The following is a 19,689-nucleotide window of genomic DNA, read 5'->3' as shown; positions in this document are numbered from 1 at the left end:
ATGACGGGCTGGTCATTAGCTGCAACCCCTACCCGTGAACCCATAACCAAGGTAAGAGGCGCACTCATGACCCAGCCCGAGCACAATCCTTTCGGCTTCATCGGCCTGACCTACGACGACGTCCTGCTCCTTCCGGGCCACACGGACGTTATCCCGTCCGAGGCTGACACGTCTTCGCGGATTTCCAAGCGGATCACCGTTCACACGCCGCTGCTGTCCGCCGCCATGGACACGGTCACCGAATCCCGGATGGCGATTGCCATGGCACGCCAGGGCGGCCTGGGCGTCATCCACCGCAACCTGTCCATCCAGGACCAGGCCGACCAGGTGGACCGCGTAAAGCGCAGCGAGTCCGGGATGATCACCAACCCGCTGACCATTGGCCCTGAGGCAACGCTGGCGGAACTGGACGAGATCTGCTCGCAGTACCGGGTCTCCGGCCTCCCCGTTGTGGACGAGGGCATGCGGCTCCTCGGTATTGTCACCAACCGCGACACCCGCTTTGTGCCCGAAGCCGACTTCCCGCTGCGGCTGGTCAGCGACGTGATGACCAAGATGCCGCTGATCACCGGGCATGTTGGCATCAGCCGTGAGGAAGCCTCCCACAAGCTGGCCACAAACAAGATCGAAAAGCTTCCGCTCGTTGACGAGCAGGGCCGGCTCAAGGGCCTCATCACCACCAAGGACTTCACCAAGGCCGAGCAGTACCCGCTGGCCACCAAGGACGATGAGGGCCGGCTCCGCGTCGGTGCCGCCATCGGCTTCTTCGGTGACGGCTGGGAACGCGCCATGGCACTGGTCGACGCCGGCGTTGACGCACTGTTCGTTGACACGGCCAACGGCCATTCCCAGGGCGTGCTGGACATGATCCGCCGCCTGAAGTCCGATCCCGTAGCAGCGCACGTGGACATCATCGGCGGCCAGGCTGCCACCCGCGAAGGCGCCCAGGCACTGATCGACGCCGGCGCCGACGGCATCAAGGTGGGCGTGGGCCCCGGCTCCATCTGCACCACCCGCGTGGTGGCCGGCGTGGGTGTCCCGCAGATCACCGCCATTTACGAGTCCGCCAAGGCAGCCATCCCGGCCGGCGTACCGTTGATCGCCGACGGCGGCCTGCAGTACTCGGGCGACATCGGCAAGGCGCTGGTTGCCGGCGCCGACACCGTGATGCTGGGTTCCCTCCTCGCAGGTTGCGATGAGTCCCCGGGCGAGCTGATCTTCGTGAACGGCAAGCAGTTCAAGAGCTACCGCGGCATGGGCTCGCTGGGCGCCATGCAGTCCCGCGGCAAGAACACGTCCTACTCCAAGGACCGCTACTTCCAGGCAGACGTCTCCGGCGACGACAAGCTCATCCCCGAGGGCATCGAAGGCCGCGTCGCCTACCGCGGTCCGCTCGCCTCAGTGGCTTACCAACTGGTCGGCGGCCTCCGCCAGACCATGTTCTACACCGGCGCCCCCACCATCCCGGAGCTCAAGGCCCGCGGCAAGTTCGTCCGCATCACGCCGGCCGGCCTCAAGGAATCGCACCCGCACGACATCCAGATGACCGTGGAGGCCCCGAACTACGGTTCGCGCTAATCCCCACCGGCACCCTCGCCTCGCAAGTCCGCAGCGGTTCCCTGCCCTCGCAAGCTCGGGCTGGGGCCCTCGCCGCAGCGGCTCCACGGCCAGGGAACCCTGCCGGCGTGGGCCCACCCGGCGCCTCCCTGACCTTGCTTCGCTGCGGCCAGGGAACCCGGGCGCCGTGGGCCCACCGGTGGAACTAGGCTGAATCCATGTCCCAACCACGCCATCCCGCCGAACTGAACCCAAAAAAGGACCCTCAGCGGCGGTTGGCACTGAGGCCCTACGCCCGGGCCGTGGCGCAGGTGCTGCGGGTCAGCTTCCGGGCCTCGCCCGCCGCCGTCGTTATGAAAGTAGTCGGTTCGCTCATTTCGGCGACGCTGCCTTTGGTGACCACGTACTTCGCAGCGCTGACCACCACTGCGCTGGCGGCTGCCTACGCCGGAGATTCCGCAGCAGGCCAACAGGCCATTGTGTACGTCATCATCACGGCTGCCCTTGGGCTATTCTGGGGCGGCTTCAGCAGCGTGGACCGCTACATCCAGCAGCTCATGAGCTTCAAGGTGGGCGCAATCGTGGGCGACCAGATGTACGAGCGCTTCCTGGCGCTGGAGTTCTGGCGCTACGACGATAAGCAAACCGTGGACCTCTACGACCGGGCCAAACGGTTTTCTGATTCCTATGCCCGTGTGCTGGACCGGATCGCGGCCATCTTCACCCAGTTGGTCTCCGTGATCCTGGCCGTGGGAGCCCTGCTTCTGGTCAGCTGGTGGATCGCCTTGATTGTCCTAGTGGCGATCGTGCCCAGCGTCTACCTGCAGTTCAAACTCTCGCGCGAACAGATCTCCCACTGGAACACCCAGGTGGACTCCCGCCGGCAACGGCGGATGATCGAAACCAACCTGCTCCGCCCTCAGCACATCGCCGAAATGCGGCTCTATGGGATCGTGGGCTACCTGATGGACCTCCGTTCCCGGCTGCGCGATGCTGATGAGCGGCGCCGCCTGGACTTCCAGAAGCGCTACATCCCCAAGCAGCTCGCCGCCGACGCCCTGCAGTATGGCGCCGAGGTGATCTCCCTGATCTGGGTGGTGGGCCAGATCATCGCCCGTGCCCAGCCCGTTGGCCAGTTCCTCTATGTCCAGCAGATCGTCAGCCGTGCACTTTCCACAGCCAACAGCCTGGTGTCCTCCCTCAGCTCGATCGACGAGGATCTCGCCAACCTCAAGGACTACGAGCTGTTCATGGCAATGCCGGTGCATTCGGACCATTCGCCGCCGCTGCTCCAGGCACCCAAAACCGTGGAGCTGCGGGACATCCGCTTCACCTACACGGGCAGCGACACCGAGGTGATCCGCGGCATCAGTATTACCATCCGCGAAGGCCAGCACATCGCCGTCGTAGGTGAGAACGGGGCGGGGAAGTCCACGCTGATCCGGATCCTCGCCGGCCTCTACCGCCCGGATTCCGGGCAGGTAATGCTGGACGGCGTCGACCTCGCCGCCGTCGACGTTAAGTCCTGGCACCGCCACCTGGCCGTCCTGAGCCAGGAATTCCTCAAGTACGAATTTGCCACAGCTGCCGACAACATCCGCTTTGGCGACGTGGACTCGCCCCGTGACGACGAACGGATCCGCCAGGCAGCCAGCGACGCCGAAGCGTTGGAGTTCATCAACAAGCTGCCCAACGGCCTGGACAACTACGTCAGTAACTGGATGGAGGATCCGCGCGGCCGTAAGGGGAGCGGGCTCTCCGGCGGCCAGTGGCAGCGGCTCGCGATGGCCCGGAATTTCTACCGCAACGTCACCTTCATGGTGATGGACGAGCCGACGTCCGCTATCGACGCGCTGGCCGAGCACCGGATCTTCACCCGGCTTTTCACGGACCGCAGCAGCACCATCATTGCCATCAGCCACCGGCTTGCCACCATTGAGAAGGCCGACATTGTCTACATGCTCGAGGACGGGCAGATTGTGGAACAGGGCACTCACAAGGAACTGGTGGCGCTGCGGGGCCGCTACTTCAGGATGTTCGAATCCCAGCTGACGGTGGAGGAGGCCGAGGGCGTCTGACGACGACAGGGCGTAGTGTCACCCACTCCACGCAGGAACCGCCGGCCGCGCTGCAAGGCGTGGCCGGCGGTCCCGGATTCGTGCGGCCCCGAGGCTAAGAGGTGGTCACCGCTGTGTCGTCGAGGTAGAAGTACGTCGCCAGCGACGAGTCCTCAACACCCAGGAAGCGCAGGGTCACGCTCTTGCCCTTGTAGGCGGAGAGGTCCAGCTGCTTCTGCAGATAGCCGGCGGACTCGTTGAGATTGGAGTAAGTGGCCAGCGTGGTGGTCACACCGTTGCTGACCGCCTGAACCCTCAGGGTGTCATAGGCCGCGCTGGAGGTGGTCTCGTCCGACTGCACTTTCAGGTAGAAGGACAGCGACGCGGTGGCCACCGTGGACGGGACTGCAAACGCCTGGTCGAGCATGTAGGACGTTGCCTGGCCCCAGCCGTTGAGGCCGGCGAAGCCGGAACCGGTCCGGGCGTTCGTTCCGGTCTCGACCGTGTCGGCGTGGTCAGAGGTCCAGGAGGCTGCGCCCGATTCGAAGCCCGGGTTCAGCAGCAGGTTGCCGGACGGAGGGGGAGTGGCCCCGCCCAGTAGGCCCATGGTCTTGGTGGCGTCCGAGAGCCCTGTGCCGCAGCCCGTGGTGCAGCCGCCCGGCATTGGCCGGGTTCCCTGCTTGAGCGTGGACTCCACCTGGGCCGGGGTAAGCGTGGACGATTTGGACTTCATGAGTGCGGCCAGCCCGGCCACGTGCGGAGCTGCCATGGACGTTCCCTGGTAGCTGGCGTAGCCGGCGGAGCCCGGTGTGGAGGTACCGGTGTTGATAGTGGAGAGGATTCCGCCGCCTGCTACACGGACGTCGCCGCCGGGTGCGGTCAGGTCAACCGTGGAGCCGTAGTTGGAGTAGTAGGAGAGGCTGCCGCTCGGGTTGCTGGCGGCCACGCTCACAACGCTGTTGCAGTTGGCCGGGCGGAATCCGGAAGCATCCTGGTTGCTGTTGCCGGCCGCCACCACCACGGTGGCTCCCCGCGAAACTGCGGAGTTGATGGCTGCCTGGTACGTGCTGCCGCAGGCACCGGACCCGCCCAGGCTCATGTTGATGACCGTGGCGGGATTGGCGTTGGCCGGGATGCCCGAGACGGTGCCGCCGGCTGACCAGATAATCGCATCGGCAATGTCGGACAGTGACCCGCCGCATTTGGCCAGGACGCGTACCGGCACCACTTTGGCGTTTGGTGCGACGCCCGCCACGCCGGTGGCATTGCCGGTCACGGCTGCAACGGTGCCGGCGACGTGCGTGCCGTGCCAAGAGCTGTTGCCGGCTGTCGACTGGCCGCACTCGCCGGCGGCGTACCAGTCGCCCTGGTCCTGCGCATTCGCGTCCCGTCCGTTGCCGTCACGCGCTGCCGTGGCGTCGGAGACGAAGTCGTAGCCCGGCAGCACATTCGCGTCGAGATCCGGATGGGCCGTGATTCCGGTGTCGATCACGGCCACCGTCACACCTGTGCCGGTGGCAACGTCCCAAGCCCCTGGGACCCGCATGCCGTTGGTGCCAGTGAAATCCCACTGCTCGCCATAGCGTGGGTCGTTGGGCGTGAGAGCCACCGTCATGCGGGCGTCAGGTTCCACGTAGTCGACCGATCCGGACGCCGCAATCTCGGCCATGAAGTCTTCGGCAGCCTGCCCGGAAAGGGCCCTGTCCGCCTCGATCAGCGTTCCGCCGGTGGCCAGGGTGCGGAGTTCCTGCACCTTCACGCCCTGTGACTTGGCTGCCTTGCCCCAGGCATTGGCGCGGCCGTTTGGGGTGGCGTTCGCCGTGGTCTCCTTGAATTCGACGATGAACTTCGTGTAGGCCTCTCCGGCGGCCACGTCGTGCACCGCAGTGCCTTGGACAGCGGCCGGCCCGGCTGCAGTGCCGTCACCGGGGGTGGCGAAGACCGGCGAACTGGCGAAGGCCAGGGTGCCGACTGCTGCGGCGAGCGACAGGGCCAGGATGCGGTGGCGCCTGATTGATGAACGTCCCATAGGGGCTTCTTTCTCGGAACGGGCACAGGTGTGGCCCGTATGAAGGGGAATGATGGGTGGTCACGTGGTGGATCAGGTGGTAACCGAGAGTAAACATAAAGGTATTTTCAAAACTTGTAAATGGTTGACAAAACATGTCAATAAAGTGTGGACTATCAGTTTCAGGATGAACCCAAGAGGAGGCGCCCCACCGCATCCCGTGTGGTCAAGTAAAGTGGTCACGTGACTTACGAGATCGAGATTGGCCGTGGCAAGCGTGGGCGTCGTGCCTACTCCCTGGATGACATTGCGATTATCCCCAACCGTCGTACCCGCGACCCCAAGGACGTATCCGTTTCCTGGCAAATCGATGCCTACAAGTTCGACATGCCCGTGATTGCCGCTCCGATGGATTCGGCCATGTCCCCGGAGACGGCCATCGCCTTGGGCCGGCTGGGCGGGCTCGGCGTGCTGGACCTTGAGGGCCTCTGGACCCGCTACGAGGACCCGCAGCCCATCCTTGACGAGATCGGTGCCCTCCAGGATGAGGTCAACAGCCCCGCGGTGACCGGCCGTATGCAGGAGCTGTACCGCGCTCCCATCCAGCCGGAACTGATCACGTCCCGCCTGGCGGAGATCCGCGCCGCCGGCGTGACGGTGGCCGGCTCGCTGACCCCGCAGCGCACCCAGGAACACTACAAGACCGTGGTGGCTGCCGGCGTCGACATCTTTGTGATCCGCGGGACCACTGTGTCAGCCGAGCACGTCTCGAAAGACCACGAACCCCTGAACCTCAAGCAGTTCATCTACGAACTGGACGTCCCCGTGATTGTGGGCGGCGCGGCCGGCTACACGCCCGCCCTGCACCTGATGCGCACCGGAGCCGCCGGCGTCCTGGTCGGCTTCGGCGGCGGTGCCACCGCCACCACGCGGCGCGCCCTGGGCATCCACTCGCCCATGGCCTCCGCCATCTCCGACGTCGCGGCCGCCCGCCGTGACTACATGGATGAATCCGGCGGACGGTACGTCCATGTAATTGCCGACGGCGGCATGGGCACCTCGGGTGACATCGTCAAGGCAATTGCCATGGGCGCCGACGCCGTGATGCTGGGCAGCGCCCTCGCCCGGGCCGAAGAAGCACCCGGCAAGGGCTGGCACTGGGGCCAGGAGGCCCACCACCTGGAGCTTCCCCGCGGTGACCGCGCCAACGTCGGCACCGTCGGACCGCTCGAAGAGGTTCTTTTCGGACCCGGCCACCACACCAACGGCACTTCCAACCTGATCGGCGCACTCCGCCGTTCGATGGCGACCACCGGCTATTCGGACCTGAAGGAATTCCAGCGCGTCGACGTCGTGGTTTCTCCGTACACAGGTAACTGACAGCCTCTGACGAGCGGCCGGCGCCGGTGACGTCAGCGGAAGCGCCTACCTCGCTGAACCCGCCCTGCCCAACAGTGCGGCAAAGAAGTAGTGTGGATCTACTACCGGCAGCAGCGGCAAGGGAGGCGTTCCGTGAACACTGTTCCAAACGAAGGCGGGGTCCTGGGGCCTGCGGCCAGGGAAGCATCGATCGCCAGGCTCCGGGCCACGTCCGTGCCGGGCAACGAGCTGGACATCCTGATTGTCGGCGGAGGCATCGTCGGTGCCGGTGCGGCGCTGGACGCCGTGACCCGCGGCCTGAGTGTGGGGATCGTGGAGGCGAGCGACTGGGCAGCCGGCACGTCGTCCCGGTCATCCAAGCTGATTCACGGCGGCCTCCGCTACCTGGAGATGCTGGATTTCGGGCTGGTTAAGGAAGCGCTGCACGAACGTGGCCTGATTCTTTCGGTCCTGGCCCCGCACCTGGCCCGGCCTGTGCCGTTCCTGTATCCGCTGACCAAACCGTTCTTCGAACGGCCCTATGTGGGCGCCGGGATCGCCCTGTACGACGCCATGTCCATTACCGGCGGGCACAGCCGTGGCGTGCCGTTCCACAAACACCTCACCAGGCGGGGCACCCTCAGGGCCGCCCCCAGCCTGAAAAAAGACGCCTTTGTGGGCTCCATCCGCTACTACGACGGCCAGGTGGATGACGCCAAGTACGTGGCAAACCTCGTCCGGACGGCGGTGCACTACGGCGCCCATGCGATGAACCAGATGGCGGTGGTGGATTTCCTGCGTGAAGGCGAACGCGTGGTGGGGGCCAAAGTGGTCAACCACGAAGACGGTTCGCAATTCAACATCAAAGCCAAACAGGTCATCAACGCCACCGGCGTGTGGACCGATGAAACCCAGGCCATGGTCACTGACCGCGGGCAGCTGAAGGTCCGGGCGTCCAAGGGCATCCACCTCGTAGTGCCCCGCGACCGGTTCCAGTCCACGGTTGGGCTGATCCTGCGCACGGAAAAGTCCGTGCTGTTCGTCATTCCGTGGGGCCGGCACTGGATCATCGGCACCACAGACACCGACTGGAACCTCGACAAGGCCCACCCGGCGGCCTCCAGCAAGGACATCGACTACATCCTCGAGCACGTCAACCGGGTCCTGAAACGCCCGCTGACCAGGGAGGACGTTGAAGGCGTCTACGCCGGACTGCGCCCGCTCCTGGCAGGGGAGAACGATTCCACGGCGAAACTGTCCCGTGAACACATCGTGGCCCACCCGGTACCGGGCCTGGTGGTGGTGGCAGGCGGCAAATGGACCACCTACCGAGTTATGGCCAAGGACGCCGTGGACGAGGCCACCCGCACCATGGATGAGCGGGTCCCTGCGAGCTGCACCGAAACTATTCCGCTGCTGGGCGCCAGCGGCTTCAAGGCGGCCTGGAACCGCCGGAGTCGCACCGCTGAAGAGTCCGGCGTGCATGTGGCCCGGGTAGAGCACCTGCTCAACCGTTACGGGTCCATGACTCCGGAGGTGCTGGACATCATCGCCCGGAATCCTGAATTGGCTGAGCCGTTGCCCGGTGCTGACGACTACCTGCAGGCCGAAGCCGTCTACGCCGCAAGCCATGAGGGCGCCCGACATGTCCATGACGTCCTGACCCGGCGGACGCGCATCTCCATCGAAGCCTGGGACCGTGGCGTGTCGGCGGTGCCGGTTGTCGCTAAACTTATGGGCGAAGTCCTTGGCTGGAGCGATGTACAGCGCGAAAGCGAAATAAAGCACTACATTGCACGCGTTGAAGCTGAACGGCTGAGCCAGCAGCAGCCTGATGACGAATCCGCCGACGCCGCACGGCTGGGCGTGGAGGACATCGTCCCTTTGCGCTGAGGCGACACCGCACACCAGCAATTCTCCTGACTGAAGGGACACGCCTTGGCGGAACCACTTGACCGGTACGATGCCGATCTCACCACCTCCGAATTGGTGATTCTGGAGTTGGAGGCAACGGACAAGTCGGACGCCGCGGCGCAACTCGCAGAACGCCTCTTCGCCTCCGGGCGGGTCACGGACCTGCCGCGGTTTCTGGAACACGTCAATGCCCGCGAACACCAGCTCGCCACCGGCCTGCCCGGCGGGATCGGTCTCCCGCACGCCCGCAGCGAATTCGTCTCGCGGACCTCCATCGCCGTGGGAATCACCAAGTACGGCCACTCGCTGGACTTCGGTGCCGCCGACGGTCCGGCCACCGTCATCCTGCTGATCGCCACCCCTGCAAGCTCGTTTTCCGATCACCTGGAAGTCCTGGCCACCTTGGCCCGCTCCCTGTCCAAGGAGTCCTTCCGGGAGTCGTTGCGGCGGGCCTACGATGCCGAAGTCATCGCCGAGCTCATCAACTCCAGCCTGGTGTTCTTCGACCATTGAGTGGGGCAGGCCTTTTCGTGTCGACTCCGTCGCCACGTAGGGACCCTGCTGCCCCACTCCAAGGCCGGGACGTACCTGGTCGTTTAGTTGTTCTACAGAGGAACGAAGTACGGTTAACACGTGTGGAAAACAGCCCTTAAGCCCCGGTGGATCGCAGGCATGGTCTTCGCGATCGTAGTCTCCGGGGTGTTTGTCCTGCTCAGCCAGTGGCAGTTCGGTCGGTCCACGCAGCCCGAGGTAGCGGTGAATCCCGCCACCGAAGAGGTCAGGGTCCTGACGGAAACGCTCGAGCCCGGAGCCTACTTTCCCGGTTCAGTGTCAGACCAGATGGTCTCCGCTGACGGAACCTACGATCCCGCCAAGCAGGTCCTGGTGCCAGGCCGCCTGAAGAATGGCGAGAACGGCTACTGGGTGGTTTCCGCCTTCGCCGTGACCGGAGCGCCCCTGGTCACCGGCGTCGCTGCTTCACCCGAGACCTGGATTCCAGTAGCCCGCGGCTGGGTGGCGGATCCCGACGACGCCGGCGCACCGCCGTCGGGCATGGTGAATCTGACCGGACGGCTGCTGCCGTCAGAATCGCCGATGCCTTCCATCGCACCGGAACCCGGACGGGCCTCCGCCGTGTCTGTTGCCGAACTCATCAACTACTGGGACGTCAGCATGTACCCGGGATTCGTGGCCGCAGCTTCCGAACTGGCGGCCGGGTCCGACTTATCCGCCGCAGCGGTTGACGGTGCTTTGAAACCCCTGGAAATCGGCCCCCAGCCGCCCGCGCAGCAGGTCAACTGGCTTAATCTCTTCTACTCGCTCGAATGGGTGGTGTTCGCCGGGTTCGCCCTGTTTATCTGGTGGCGCCTGGTCAAGGACGACTACCGGCGGGACCTCGAAGAGGAACTCGACGACGATCCTCACCATGATGCACTCCCCACCCCAGCAACTTCTGAACAGCTCCAACAAAAGGTAAAGCCATGATCGAACCGAAACCGGCCGTCCAGCAGGATCCTGCGCAGGGCAAGGGCAAGGGCAAGAAGCGCCGCTTCGGCGGTACCGAAGGGCAGATCCGTTCCGCCCTGAAGTTCTACAAGGTGCTGGCGTACCTCACCGGCGCCATGCTGCTGCTGCTTTGCGCCGAGCTCATCGCACGATACGCCTTTGGCCAGTACCTGTTTGCCGGTGGCACCAGCGCCGTCACGGGCCAGCCGTTCGGCCTGGGATTCGCCGACGCCGAGCCCAAGGGCGTGTTGGGCGGCGCGAACATCTCCGTCGCCGTGCTGATCGTCCACGGCTGGATGTACGTGGTGTACCTGATCTCCAACTTCCGCCTCTGGACGCTGATGCGGTGGCCGTTCATGAAGCTCATCCTCCTGGCCCTGGGCGGCGTGGTGCCGTTCCTGTCCTTCGTGGTGGAGAAGAAGTTGCACGCCGAGGTGGAAGCCGAACTGGCCGCGAACCCGCAGGCCGCACAGCGGTACTGAACGCTGCAGCGGTGGGGGAGTCCCGCCGTCGGACGTTCGCTGCGTCACACCCACGGTCCTGAATGTGCGGCGGGGCAACCGCGCAAAGTAGGCTAGTACGGTGACTACTCCCACTGCATCCCAGACTTCCCAGAAGCCGGTGCTGGTTGTTGACTACGGTGCCCAGTACGCGCAGCTGATTGCCCGCCGCGTCCGGGAAGCGAATGTGTATTCGGAAGTGGTTCCGCATACCTTCACCACCGAGCAGCTCCTGGCCAAGGACCCCGCCGCCATCATCCTTTCAGGTGGCCCCTCCAGTGTTTACGCGGACGGGGCGCCCGCCGTCGGCGCCGACCTCTTTGAGGCCGGAATCCCGGTCTTCGGCATCTGCTACGGCTTCCAGGCCATGGCCAACGCCCTGGGCGGGAAGGTCGACAAGACCGGCCTGCGCGAGTACGGCTCCACCCAGACCACCATCCTCGGCGAGGGCCGCTCTGTCCTCGAGGGGATGCCGCAGCACCAGAACACTTGGATGAGCCACGGCGACTCCGTGCACCAGGCCCCCGAAGGCTTCGAAGTGCTGGCGACGACGGCCGGCGCTGAAGTGGCTGCCTTCGCCAACGAAGAGAAGGCCCTCTACGGCGTGCAGTGGCACCCCGAGGTCAAGCACTCGGCCTATGGCCAGCAGGTGCTGGAAAACTTCCTGTTCAAGGGCGCAAAGCTGGAGCCCAACTGGACCACGGGGAACATCCTCGAGGAGCAGGTGGACCGGATCCGTAAGCAGATCGGCGACGCCCGCGTTATCTGCGGGCTCTCCGGCGGCGTTGACTCTGCAGTTGCAGCGGCGCTCGTCCAGCGGGCCGTCGGCGACCAGCTGACCTGTGTGTTCGTTGACCACGGCCTGCTGCGCGAAGGCGAAGCCGAGCAGGTGGAACGCGACTTCGTTGCTGCCACGGGCGTCAAGCTATATGTAGCCAACGAGCAGGAGCGCTTCCTGTCCGCCCTGGCCGGCGTCAGCGATCCGGAAACCAAGCGCAAGATCATCGGCCGCGAGTTCATCCGCGCGTTCGAAGAGGCTGAGCTGGCCATCATCGCCGAGGCCGCGGCCCATGGCGAGAAGATCAAGTTCCTGGTCCAGGGCACGCTGTACCCGGACGTCGTCGAATCCGGCGGCGGGGAAGGTGCTGCGAACATCAAGAGTCACCACAATGTCGGTGGCCTTCCCGAGGACCTGCAGTTCGAACTGGTGGAACCGCTCCGGGCACTGTTCAAGGACGAGGTCCGCGCCGTGGGCGCCCAGCTGGGCCTGCCGCAGGAAATCGTCGGCCGCCAGCCGTTCCCCGGCCCCGGCTTGGGAATCCGCATCGTCGGCGATATCACCCAGGAGCGCCTGGACCTGCTCCGCAAGGCGGACGCCATTGCTCGTGCGGAACTGACCGCGGCCGGGCTGGACAACGAGGTATGGCAGATGCCTGTGGTCCTGCTGGCCGACGTCCGCAGTGTGGGCGTCATGGGTGACGGCCGCACCTACGGCCACCCGATTGTGCTCCGCCCCGTTTCGTCCGAGGACGCCATGACGGCGGACTGGTCCCGCCTGCCGTACGATCTCCTGGCCCGGATTTCGAACCGGATCACCAACGAGGTGGAAGGCGTCAACCGGGTGGTGCTGGACGTGACCAGCAAGCCGCCCGGAACCATCGAGTGGGAATAGCAGTGTGAGTGGCCGGTCTCCGTCAGCGGAGGCCGGCCATTGCTATCCTCCGTTGAAATCCGCCGCAATTTGGCCTGATCCAGTGTTGCGGTCTCTCATCCCGGCTCCTTTGCGGCTACGCTCGAAAGTATGCCGGTATGGTCCAGGGCGTCACGTGCAAACGCAGAAAAGAAGGCAGTAGTGTCAGTTGGTCAAGGCCACGCGGAGGGTTCTGAGGAGCTCGGAAAATGGCTGTCCGGGCTTAAACCCGTCACCGGGGCAGACACCATGCTGCGTTTCACGAAGACCCCCGAAGGTTCCATTGACCTGACCCATGCGCACCCGTCAGGTCTGGCCCAGCTCATGGCCGGCCGCCGCACACGGTTGTCCACACTCATCCGCGACCACCAGCAGTACGTCGTCGCGGCCCGGGCATCGCGGAACATCCGCTCGAAAATCTTCGAACTCGGAAATGACCGTGGCATAGATGCCGGTTACCTTTCCGCTGGCACCGTTGTGTGGACCTCCGCTGTTGGCGGCAAACCCCAGCGGGTTTCCGCGCCGGTGATGCTCACGGCAATCTCGCTCACGGTCCGCCCGGGTGAGGACGACTACGAACTGCAGCTCACCGAGCAGGCCAATATCAACCCGGCCCTGGTCCGGCACCTTAAGACCATCCATGGCATTGTTTTTGACGTCAACGCCGTGACACGCCTCGCGTACAGCACCGCACGCTTCGATCCCCAGCCTGTCCTGGACAGGCTCGCAACCCTCATCCGGCCCATCCATGGCGCTGAAGCCCAGCACAATTTGCTGGTGTCCACTTTTGCGGACCTCTCCGGCAACCTGGACGATCCCTGGATCAATGAGGGCAACCCGCTGGTGGCCGCCCTGGCCAAGGCGGCCGGCGGTGAAGTCATAGAGGTACCCGCGCCGGACCCCGCCCGTTTCCCGAGTGTGGACGCGCGCCACCCGGACGACGAACTCCTCCTCCTCGACGCCGATCCGGACCAGCAGTACGTCATTGATGCCGCCCGCGCGGGAGACTCCCTTGTGGTCAGCAGCCCGCCGGGCACGGGGCAGACGCAGACGGCCATCAACACCATCGGTGCCTTGGTGGACGCTGGGCGGTCAGTCCTGGTGGTGGGTGACCGCCGGGCCAGCCTGAACGAAGTATCGGCGCAACTGGAATCGCTTGGCCTTGAATCCATCCTGTTCCAGCTCTCCGGCACAGCCACACCACAGCAGCTCAAGGCCCAGCTGGTGCGGGCCATCGTACGGAACGAAAAATCACTCGAACCGCAGCTGGGGAACCTCCACCGGACCCTCACCGAGCACCGGCATGCGCTGATGGACCACGTGGCGTCCCTGCATAACGTGCGCCAGCGCTGGGGCTGCTCGCCGTATCAGGCCATGCAGTCACTGGCCGAGCTGACCTCCATCCACCCCGCCCCCGCTACCACCGTGCGGCTCAAGCGCAGTGTGCTGGACAGCATCCGTGACCGCAACGAGCTCGCCGGCAGGCTTCGCCGTGCTGCCGAGCTTGGCAGCTTCAGCCGCGCCTCCACCACCAGCCCGTGGCACGGCGCCCGGTTGCTCACCCGCAAGGAGACCGAGGAGGCCCAGGAACTCGCCCGGTCGGTGGCGAAGAACCTGCCTGTCCTGCGCGACCGGATGAACAGCGTGGCCGAACATGCCGAAATCCGGCTTGGCACGTCTTTCTCGGAGTGGGGGGAGCAGCTCGAACTCCTCATGGCTGTCCGCGAAAGCCTCGATAAGTTCACACCGGACATCTTCGACAGGCCGGTCAACGATCTCATCTCCGCCACGGCGTCCTCCGTCTGGCGCCGGGAACGCAACGTCGACATGGCTTCCATGCAGCGTTCCCGCCTGCGCCGCGTCGCCAAGGAGTACGTCCGCCCGGGCGTCCACATCACCGATCTCCACAGTTCGCTGGTGCTGGTGCAGGACCAGCGTGCCCTCTGGGCCGGGTACGCCACCTCGCAGCGCCACCCGGCCGTCCCCTCGGGCCTTGCCGAAATGAACGTGATGTACCGGTCGCTGGACCGGGAGCTGACCCAGTTGGGGGAAGCGCTCCGGCACACGCAGGCCAGCGGCTCGCTGGCAACGGCCCGCTATGAGGAACTCATGGAGCGGCTGAAGCGGCTCGTGGCCGACACCCACACGCTGAAAACGCTGCCCGAGCGCACGTTGCTCGTCGAAAACATGCGCGAGCACGGCCTGGGGGAGCTCCTGGCCGATCTTGCGGAGCGGGAGGTTCCCGCAGAGTCCGTCGCAGCCGAGCTTGAGCTGGCCTGGTGGCAGTCCGCGCTGGAAGCCATGATCAGCGGCGACGATTACCTGGCCATGTCTGACGGGGACGCACTCCGGCAGCTGGAGGCCGAATACCGGCTCGCGGACAACGCCCATATTGCCAGCGGCGCGGCGCGCCTGCGCTGGGACCTGTCCGAACGGTGGCGGGCCGCGCTTGCGGAACACCCGCGCCAGGCCCAGCTCCTCAGGAGCCTGCTCAAGGACGGCCGGGTCACACTCGCTGCGTTGACGGCCCAGGCCGCCGAGCTGGTCCCCATGTTGGTGCCGGTCTGGTCGGTCAGCCCCTACCTCATGACCGGGCTCCTGCCGGCCGAACAGCGCTTCGACGCAGTGGTCATCCTGGACGCCGAAGCGACGTCGCTGCAGGCCGTCCTGCCCGCCATCGCCCGCGCCCGGCAGGTCATAGCTTTCGGTGATGCCAAGATTGCCAGCCCCCGGACTTTCACTGTGGGTGTCGAGCGGCTGGCGGCCGGTGAAGCCACCCACCAGCGCGTCGAAAGCTCGTATTCGGCGCTGTCTGCGATCCTGCCTGTCTGGCGGTTGAATTTTGTCTACCGCGCGGTTGACGAGGACCTGGTCCTGCAGCTGAGCAAGAACTCTTACGATGGCGCCCTCCGCAGGCTCCCGGAGGGACAGTCGGCCACGGGGCTGGACAGGGCGCTCCTGGTGGAGTACCTGCCCGACGGCACCGGGCTGCCCAGCGCCGACCACGAAGGCGTCGAATCCGTGGTGGCCGAGGTTAACCGCGTGGTGCAGCTGGTCTTTGAGCACGCCCGGACGCGGCCGCGCACATCGCTGGCAGTGGTCACCGCCAGCCTGCGCCATGCTGCCCGGATCGGTGAGTCCATTCGTCTTCAGCTCCCGAACCACCCGGGGCTGGCCAGCTTCTTCAGCGCAGGGTCCGAGTCGTTCCGGGTGGTTGACCTTGAGCGGGCGCAGGGCCTGGTCCGTGACCACGTGATCTTCTCACCCGGGTTCGGCCGCACTCCGCACGGCCGGGCGCTGCACAACTTCGGACCCCTGTCCGCTGAGGGCGGGCGGGAAAAATTCGCTTTGGCCATGACACGTGCCCGGCGTTCGCTCCACGTCCTGACGTGTTTCCAGCCCGAAGACCTCGATCACACGCGGCTGTCCTACGGCGCGGTGGACTTCTATGAGCTCCTCAACCGCGAAATTGCGGGAAAAACCGACCTCGGCACCCCGGCCTCGCGTGCCGCCGCTAGTGAGCAGGCGCTTGGAGCCGATCCCCTCGTCGCCGATCTTGGTGATCGGCTGCGTGCCCGCGGCGCCCGCGTCTGGCACCAGTACGACGGCGTGATTGACGTAGTGGCCGCAGCAGACCCGCTCAGCACCATGGGTCAGGACGACGCCGAGATTCCGCGGCCGGTGGCCATCGAATCGGATGGCACGGAGCAGTACCGCACCATGAGTGTCCGTGAGCGGAGCCGGCTCCGTCCGCAGCTGCTGGAACGGATGGGCTGGCGGTACATGCCGCTGTGGACCATCGAAGTCTTCACGGACCCGTCCGCCTGCGCGGACCGGATCGCGGGTTACCTGGGCCTTGAGAATGTTCTGCCGCCTGGACGGGGCACGGCCTCGGGCGGATTCTTTGATGAGGACATGGACCCGCTCGCGCTGGGGAACGTAGGAAACGACAGGAACGAAGACCAGGCCGGACGCCTGGCCAGTGAGGAGGCGGTTGTTGTGACCCCACGGAACGCCGATCAGGCCGACACACACGGTAACGACCAGGCAGATGACGCAGGAAACGGGAGGGCCGGTGTGCCGGACCGCCAGCTGCCAGGGACTGCGGGCATCCTGCCCAACAAGGCTGCGGAGGATGACCCGAAGCGCTGGGGCGATGGCCCCGACAACGATCACGACGCATGGTTGAAGGAAAACAAGCCGCCGCACTGGGGCTGACCTTCAGGCTGCAACGGCGTCACCCGGCCCCGCCCTCGGGTCCCACCAGGACAAAAAACAGCTTGCCCTGTGTGGAGGCCCCCGCCAGCCTAGCAGCCTGCGCCGGGGCTGCTGCCACGACGATCAGCCCGTCGGTCTCGCCGGTGCCCAACCACTGACCCGTCTTGCCGCCTTGTCCTGACGTCCACAGGACGGGAACGGATGAAGCCAGCACCTCTGAGGGGGATTGCTGGTCGTAGCCGTTCGCCCCGGTCAGCACCACGTTGACCAGTTGCCCGGGCGATACCAGCTGGATGGAGGAAGGATCGGCCATCCTCAAGGGCACGGCTGCGGAGCCCGGAGGCGTTCCGGTCAGGAGGCCGGGACCCAGCAGCAGGGAGTCCGTCATCAGTTGGCCCTTCCGCATCGGGGCTGCCAGTTGCTTTCCCGCGGCGTCACTGGTGTCGGACATGGACCCGGCAGTGAGCATCCCCGGCGGGATCTTCGTTGCCGTCAGGTCCGTGGCTGTCAAGGCCGTGCCTGCGGGGAGATCACGCGCCGCCGCCAACACCGAGACCGTGTCGGCGGGCGGGGGAGTGAGCTGATGGACCGTGATCCCGGCAGCAAGGCAGAGCAGGAGCGCTATTGCGAGGCGCCGGTTCCGGCCCAGCCAAGACAACAGTCTGTGGCCGCGCGCGCCCCGGGTGCGTGCTGACGGGAGCGGGCGGCGGACCGGGCGTCCCGGCGGGGCGGATCCGCGGCTGGAACGAAAGAGGGTAGCGGGCATGGGAACCACGCTACGTAGCGGCAACCAAACCGGACAGAAGCAGTGGTGCCTATGTGGACAACCGCGCTGCCGGAGTCGTACGTCTTTTTGGGCCGGAGGTCAGCTGGCGGCAGCGGCGGTGGCAGGTGCCGGCGCCGGTGCGGCCGCGGGGGCGGCAGCCGAAACGGTGCTTCCCTTGGCATCCCGGGAGTCGGTCCGGTAGAAACCGGAGCCTTTGAAGACCACACCCACGCTGTTGAACTTCTTGCGCAAGGCGCCCTGGCACTCCGGGCATGAAGTCAGGGTGCTGTCGGTAAACGACTGGAAAACGTCGAAGGCGTGGCCGCAATCCTTGCAGGCGTAAGCATAAGTGGGCACTGGTGATCCTCCTCGGGGGCAAACGAGAGGTCCTGTGCCGCGCTGAACGGAAAACCGTCCATTAGCAGTCGCAGGGCCTGAGTGCCAATTCTATCACCCCCGGAAAGTAGCCCTCCTTCAGGCCGGGTCCGGCAGCCGGATCAAACCTGAGGGTGTCAGGGCCGCCGGAACCCTCCGGTCGAAGCCTTCGGTCGGAATGCTTCCGGCCGGGAGCAGTTCGGAATCGAAGACGACCGCCGCAAAAGGGATCTCAAGGCCGTCCCCGGCCAGGGAGCCCAGCAGGACGTCGTAGTAGCCGCCGCCCTGGCCAATACGGTTGCCGTCCCTGTCCACGGCCGTGGCGGGGATGAAGAGGGCAGTAACGGACGCCATGATGCCGAGGTCAAGGCGCGGTCCGGCAGGTTCCAGCACCGGGGCATAGCGGCTGCGGACAAACTCGACGCCGGGGGTCCAGTACGTCCAGCTCAGCCTGCGGCCGGGCTCGCAGACAGGGAGCAGGACGGTGTGGCCACGCATGTGAAGTTCGCTGATCAGGGGCAGCGTGGGCGGTTCTGGTACCACGCCCAGGTACGCGCAAAAGGTCGACGGCGTCCCCCCGGTGAGCTGTTCAGCCCAGGCAACGCCGTAGACGGCCAGGGCGGCGCCTGCCGCGTCGCGTTGCCTGGGGTCCGCCGCGGCGCGGCGCGCACGATGGCGTGCGCGGATGTCCGCCTTGGCTTCGCTGCTGCCTTGGGACATGCCGCTCCTTCTTTGCCGTTCAGGGTGGCCGTTGCAGCGTCTGCGCCGCGCTGGCCCAGGAGCCACCAATAATTACTGAATGGTCGGCCCCTCCGTTAGATTAGTCCAGTGACTACCACTCAGCAGACAGTACGCAAGGCCGTTATTCCCGCTGCCGGCCTCGGCACCAGGTTCCTGCCGGCCACAAAGGCCATGCCCAAGGAAATGCTCCCGGTGGTGGACAAGCCGGCCATCCAGTACGTGGTTGAAGAGGCTGTCAACGTTGGCCTCAACGACATCCTGATGATCACGGGACGCAACAAGCGTGCCCTGGAGGACCACTTCGACAGGGTTCCTTCGTTGGAGGACACCCTGGAAGCCAAGGGCGACCTGGCCAAACTTGAGTCCATCCAGGCAGCCAGCAACCTCGGTGACATCCACTACGTCCGCCAGGGTGACCCCAACGGCCTGGGCCACGCAGTATTGCGTGCAAAGCAGCACGTCGGCAACGAACCGTTTGCCGTCCTCCTCGGCGATGACCTGATCGATGCCCGGGACGAACTCCTCAGCACCATGATCGAAGTCCAGTCCAAGACCGGCGGATCCGTGGTGGCCCTCATCGAGGTGGAGCCCTCCCAGATCAGTGCCTACGGTTGTGCCGACGTGCAGGAGATCGACGGTGAAGGCTACGTCAGGATCAATAAGCTCGTCGAAAAGCCCAGCGTGGACGAGGCGCCCTCAAACCTGGCCGTCATCGGCCGCTACGTCCTCCACCCCGCAGTTTTTGACGTACTCGAGCACACGGGCCCCGGCCGGGGCGGGGAAATCCAGCTGACCGACGCCCTGCAGGAACTGGCAGCCGGCGACGGTGACGGCTACGGAGTTTACGGCGTGGTCTTCCGCGGCCGCCGCTACGACACTGGCGACAAGCTCAGCTACCTCAAGGCCTGCGTCCAGCTCGCCATTGACAGCGACGACCTCGGCCCAGGCCTGCGGGAATGGCTGCCGGGCTTCACGGCCGGCCTCGCTAAATAACTGCC

At 65.6% G+C, this 19,689-nt stretch carries 14 protein-coding genes; 10 read left to right on the top strand and 4 right to left on the bottom strand.

The window, feature by feature from the left end:
- Positions 1 to 66: 66 nt before the first annotated feature.
- Positions 67 to 1,578 (top strand): IMP dehydrogenase, encoded by a 1,512-nt coding sequence (gene guaB / locus NG696_RS16085; protein WP_252576141.1) that lies wholly within the window; start codon positions 67 to 69, stop codon positions 1,576 to 1,578.
- A 197-nt stretch (positions 1,579 to 1,775) separates the two neighbouring features.
- Complete coding sequence (locus tag NG696_RS16080; RefSeq protein ID WP_252576140.1) at positions 1,776 to 3,635, top strand: ABC transporter ATP-binding protein; 1,860 nt, start codon at positions 1,776 to 1,778, stop codon at positions 3,633 to 3,635.
- A gap of 94 nt (positions 3,636 to 3,729) precedes the next feature.
- Here the strand turns inward: NG696_RS16080 and NG696_RS16075 are convergent, their stop codons facing one another.
- Positions 3,730 to 5,643 (bottom strand): S8 family peptidase, encoded by a 1,914-nt coding sequence (locus tag NG696_RS16075; RefSeq protein ID WP_252576139.1) that lies wholly within the window; start codon positions 5,641 to 5,643, stop codon positions 3,730 to 3,732.
- A 222-nt stretch (positions 5,644 to 5,865) separates the two neighbouring features.
- On the opposite strand from NG696_RS16075, the gene NG696_RS16070 reads away from it, so the two are divergent.
- The 7 genes from NG696_RS16070 (at position 5,866) to NG696_RS16040 (ending at position 16,809) form a co-directional block, all read left to right on the top strand.
- Complete coding sequence (locus NG696_RS16070) at positions 5,866 to 7,002, top strand: GuaB3 family IMP dehydrogenase-related protein (protein WP_111908417.1); 1,137 nt, start codon at positions 5,866 to 5,868, stop codon at positions 7,000 to 7,002.
- Positions 7,003 to 7,134: 132 nt separating this feature from the next.
- Positions 7,135 to 8,874 (top strand): glycerol-3-phosphate dehydrogenase/oxidase, encoded by a 1,740-nt coding sequence (locus tag NG696_RS16065; protein WP_252567528.1) that lies wholly within the window; start codon positions 7,135 to 7,137, stop codon positions 8,872 to 8,874.
- Between the two features lie 45 nt (positions 8,875 to 8,919).
- The gene (locus NG696_RS16060; RefSeq protein WP_058931803.1) at positions 8,920 to 9,408 is read left to right on the top strand and encodes a PTS sugar transporter subunit IIA; all 489 of its coding nucleotides are present in this window, start codon (positions 8,920 to 8,922) and stop codon (positions 9,406 to 9,408) included.
- Positions 9,409 to 9,528: 120 nt separating this feature from the next.
- Positions 9,529 to 10,380, top strand: a complete 852-nt coding sequence (locus NG696_RS16055) for an SURF1 family protein (RefSeq protein WP_252576138.1) — start codon at positions 9,529 to 9,531, stop codon at positions 10,378 to 10,380.
- Complete coding sequence (locus NG696_RS16050; RefSeq protein ID WP_252576137.1) at positions 10,377 to 10,883, top strand: DUF3817 domain-containing protein; 507 nt, start codon at positions 10,377 to 10,379, stop codon at positions 10,881 to 10,883. The genes NG696_RS16055 and NG696_RS16050 overlap by 4 nt, the downstream gene beginning before the upstream one ends.
- Before the next feature lie 100 nt (positions 10,884 to 10,983).
- Positions 10,984 to 12,573: a glutamine-hydrolyzing GMP synthase gene (gene guaA, locus NG696_RS16045; protein ID WP_252576136.1), complete on the top strand. Its 1,590-nt coding sequence runs from the start codon at positions 10,984 to 10,986 to the stop codon at positions 12,571 to 12,573.
- A gap of 129 nt (positions 12,574 to 12,702) precedes the next feature.
- Positions 12,703 to 16,809 (top strand): AAA family ATPase, encoded by a 4,107-nt coding sequence (locus NG696_RS16040; RefSeq protein WP_252576135.1) that lies wholly within the window; start codon positions 12,703 to 12,705, stop codon positions 16,807 to 16,809.
- Between the two features lie 19 nt (positions 16,810 to 16,828).
- Here NG696_RS16040 and cpaB read toward each other — a convergent pair whose 3' ends face one another.
- The 3 genes from cpaB to NG696_RS16025 form a co-directional block, all read right to left on the bottom strand.
- Positions 16,829 to 17,575: a Flp pilus assembly protein CpaB gene (cpaB, locus tag NG696_RS16035; protein WP_252576134.1), complete on the bottom strand. Its 747-nt coding sequence runs from the start codon at positions 17,573 to 17,575 to the stop codon at positions 16,829 to 16,831.
- Between the two features lie 99 nt (positions 17,576 to 17,674).
- On the bottom strand, positions 17,675 to 17,932 hold the full coding sequence (locus tag NG696_RS16030) for an FmdB family zinc ribbon protein (protein ID WP_252576133.1): 258 nt from the start codon (positions 17,930 to 17,932) through the stop codon (positions 17,675 to 17,677).
- 117 nt (positions 17,933 to 18,049) lie between these two features.
- Positions 18,050 to 18,670, bottom strand: a complete 621-nt coding sequence (locus NG696_RS16025; protein WP_252567517.1) for a 5-formyltetrahydrofolate cyclo-ligase — start codon at positions 18,668 to 18,670, stop codon at positions 18,050 to 18,052.
- A 108-nt stretch (positions 18,671 to 18,778) separates the two neighbouring features.
- Between NG696_RS16025 and galU the strand changes: the two genes are divergently transcribed.
- Positions 18,779 to 19,684, top strand: a complete 906-nt coding sequence (gene galU, locus NG696_RS16020; RefSeq protein WP_252567515.1) for a UTP--glucose-1-phosphate uridylyltransferase GalU — start codon at positions 18,779 to 18,781, stop codon at positions 19,682 to 19,684.
- Positions 19,685 to 19,689 lie beyond the last annotated feature (5 nt).

This window comes from Pseudarthrobacter cellobiosi, assembly GCF_023913755.1.
In the GTDB taxonomy this organism is placed as follows: Bacteria; Actinomycetota; Actinomycetes; order Actinomycetales; family Micrococcaceae; genus Arthrobacter; species Arthrobacter cellobiosi.
Note: the sequence above shows the minus strand (reverse complement) of the source record. Positions and strands in the feature narration are given on the sequence as shown.

What these genes read in the sequence shown, in the direction of transcription:
- NG696_RS16025 (WP_252567517.1), bottom strand. Translation starts at nt 18,670, where the DNA reads ATGTCCCAAGGCAGCAGCGAAGCCAAGGCGGACATCCGCGCACGCCAT.
- NG696_RS16050 (WP_252576137.1), top strand. Translation starts at nt 10,377, where the DNA reads ATGATCGAACCGAAACCGGCCGTCCAGCAGGATCCTGCGCAGGGCAAG.
- NG696_RS16075 (WP_252576139.1), bottom strand. Translation starts at nt 5,643, where the DNA reads ATGGGACGTTCATCAATCAGGCGCCACCGCATCCTGGCCCTGTCGCTC.
- cpaB (WP_252576134.1), bottom strand. Translation starts at nt 17,575, where the DNA reads ATGCCCGCTACCCTCTTTCGTTCCAGCCGCGGATCCGCCCCGCCGGGA.
- NG696_RS16080 (WP_252576140.1), top strand. Translation starts at nt 1,776, where the DNA reads ATGTCCCAACCACGCCATCCCGCCGAACTGAACCCAAAAAAGGACCCT.
- NG696_RS16040 (WP_252576135.1), top strand. Translation starts at nt 12,703, where the DNA reads ATGCCGGTATGGTCCAGGGCGTCACGTGCAAACGCAGAAAAGAAGGCA.
- guaB (WP_252576141.1), top strand. Translation starts at nt 67, where the DNA reads ATGACCCAGCCCGAGCACAATCCTTTCGGCTTCATCGGCCTGACCTAC.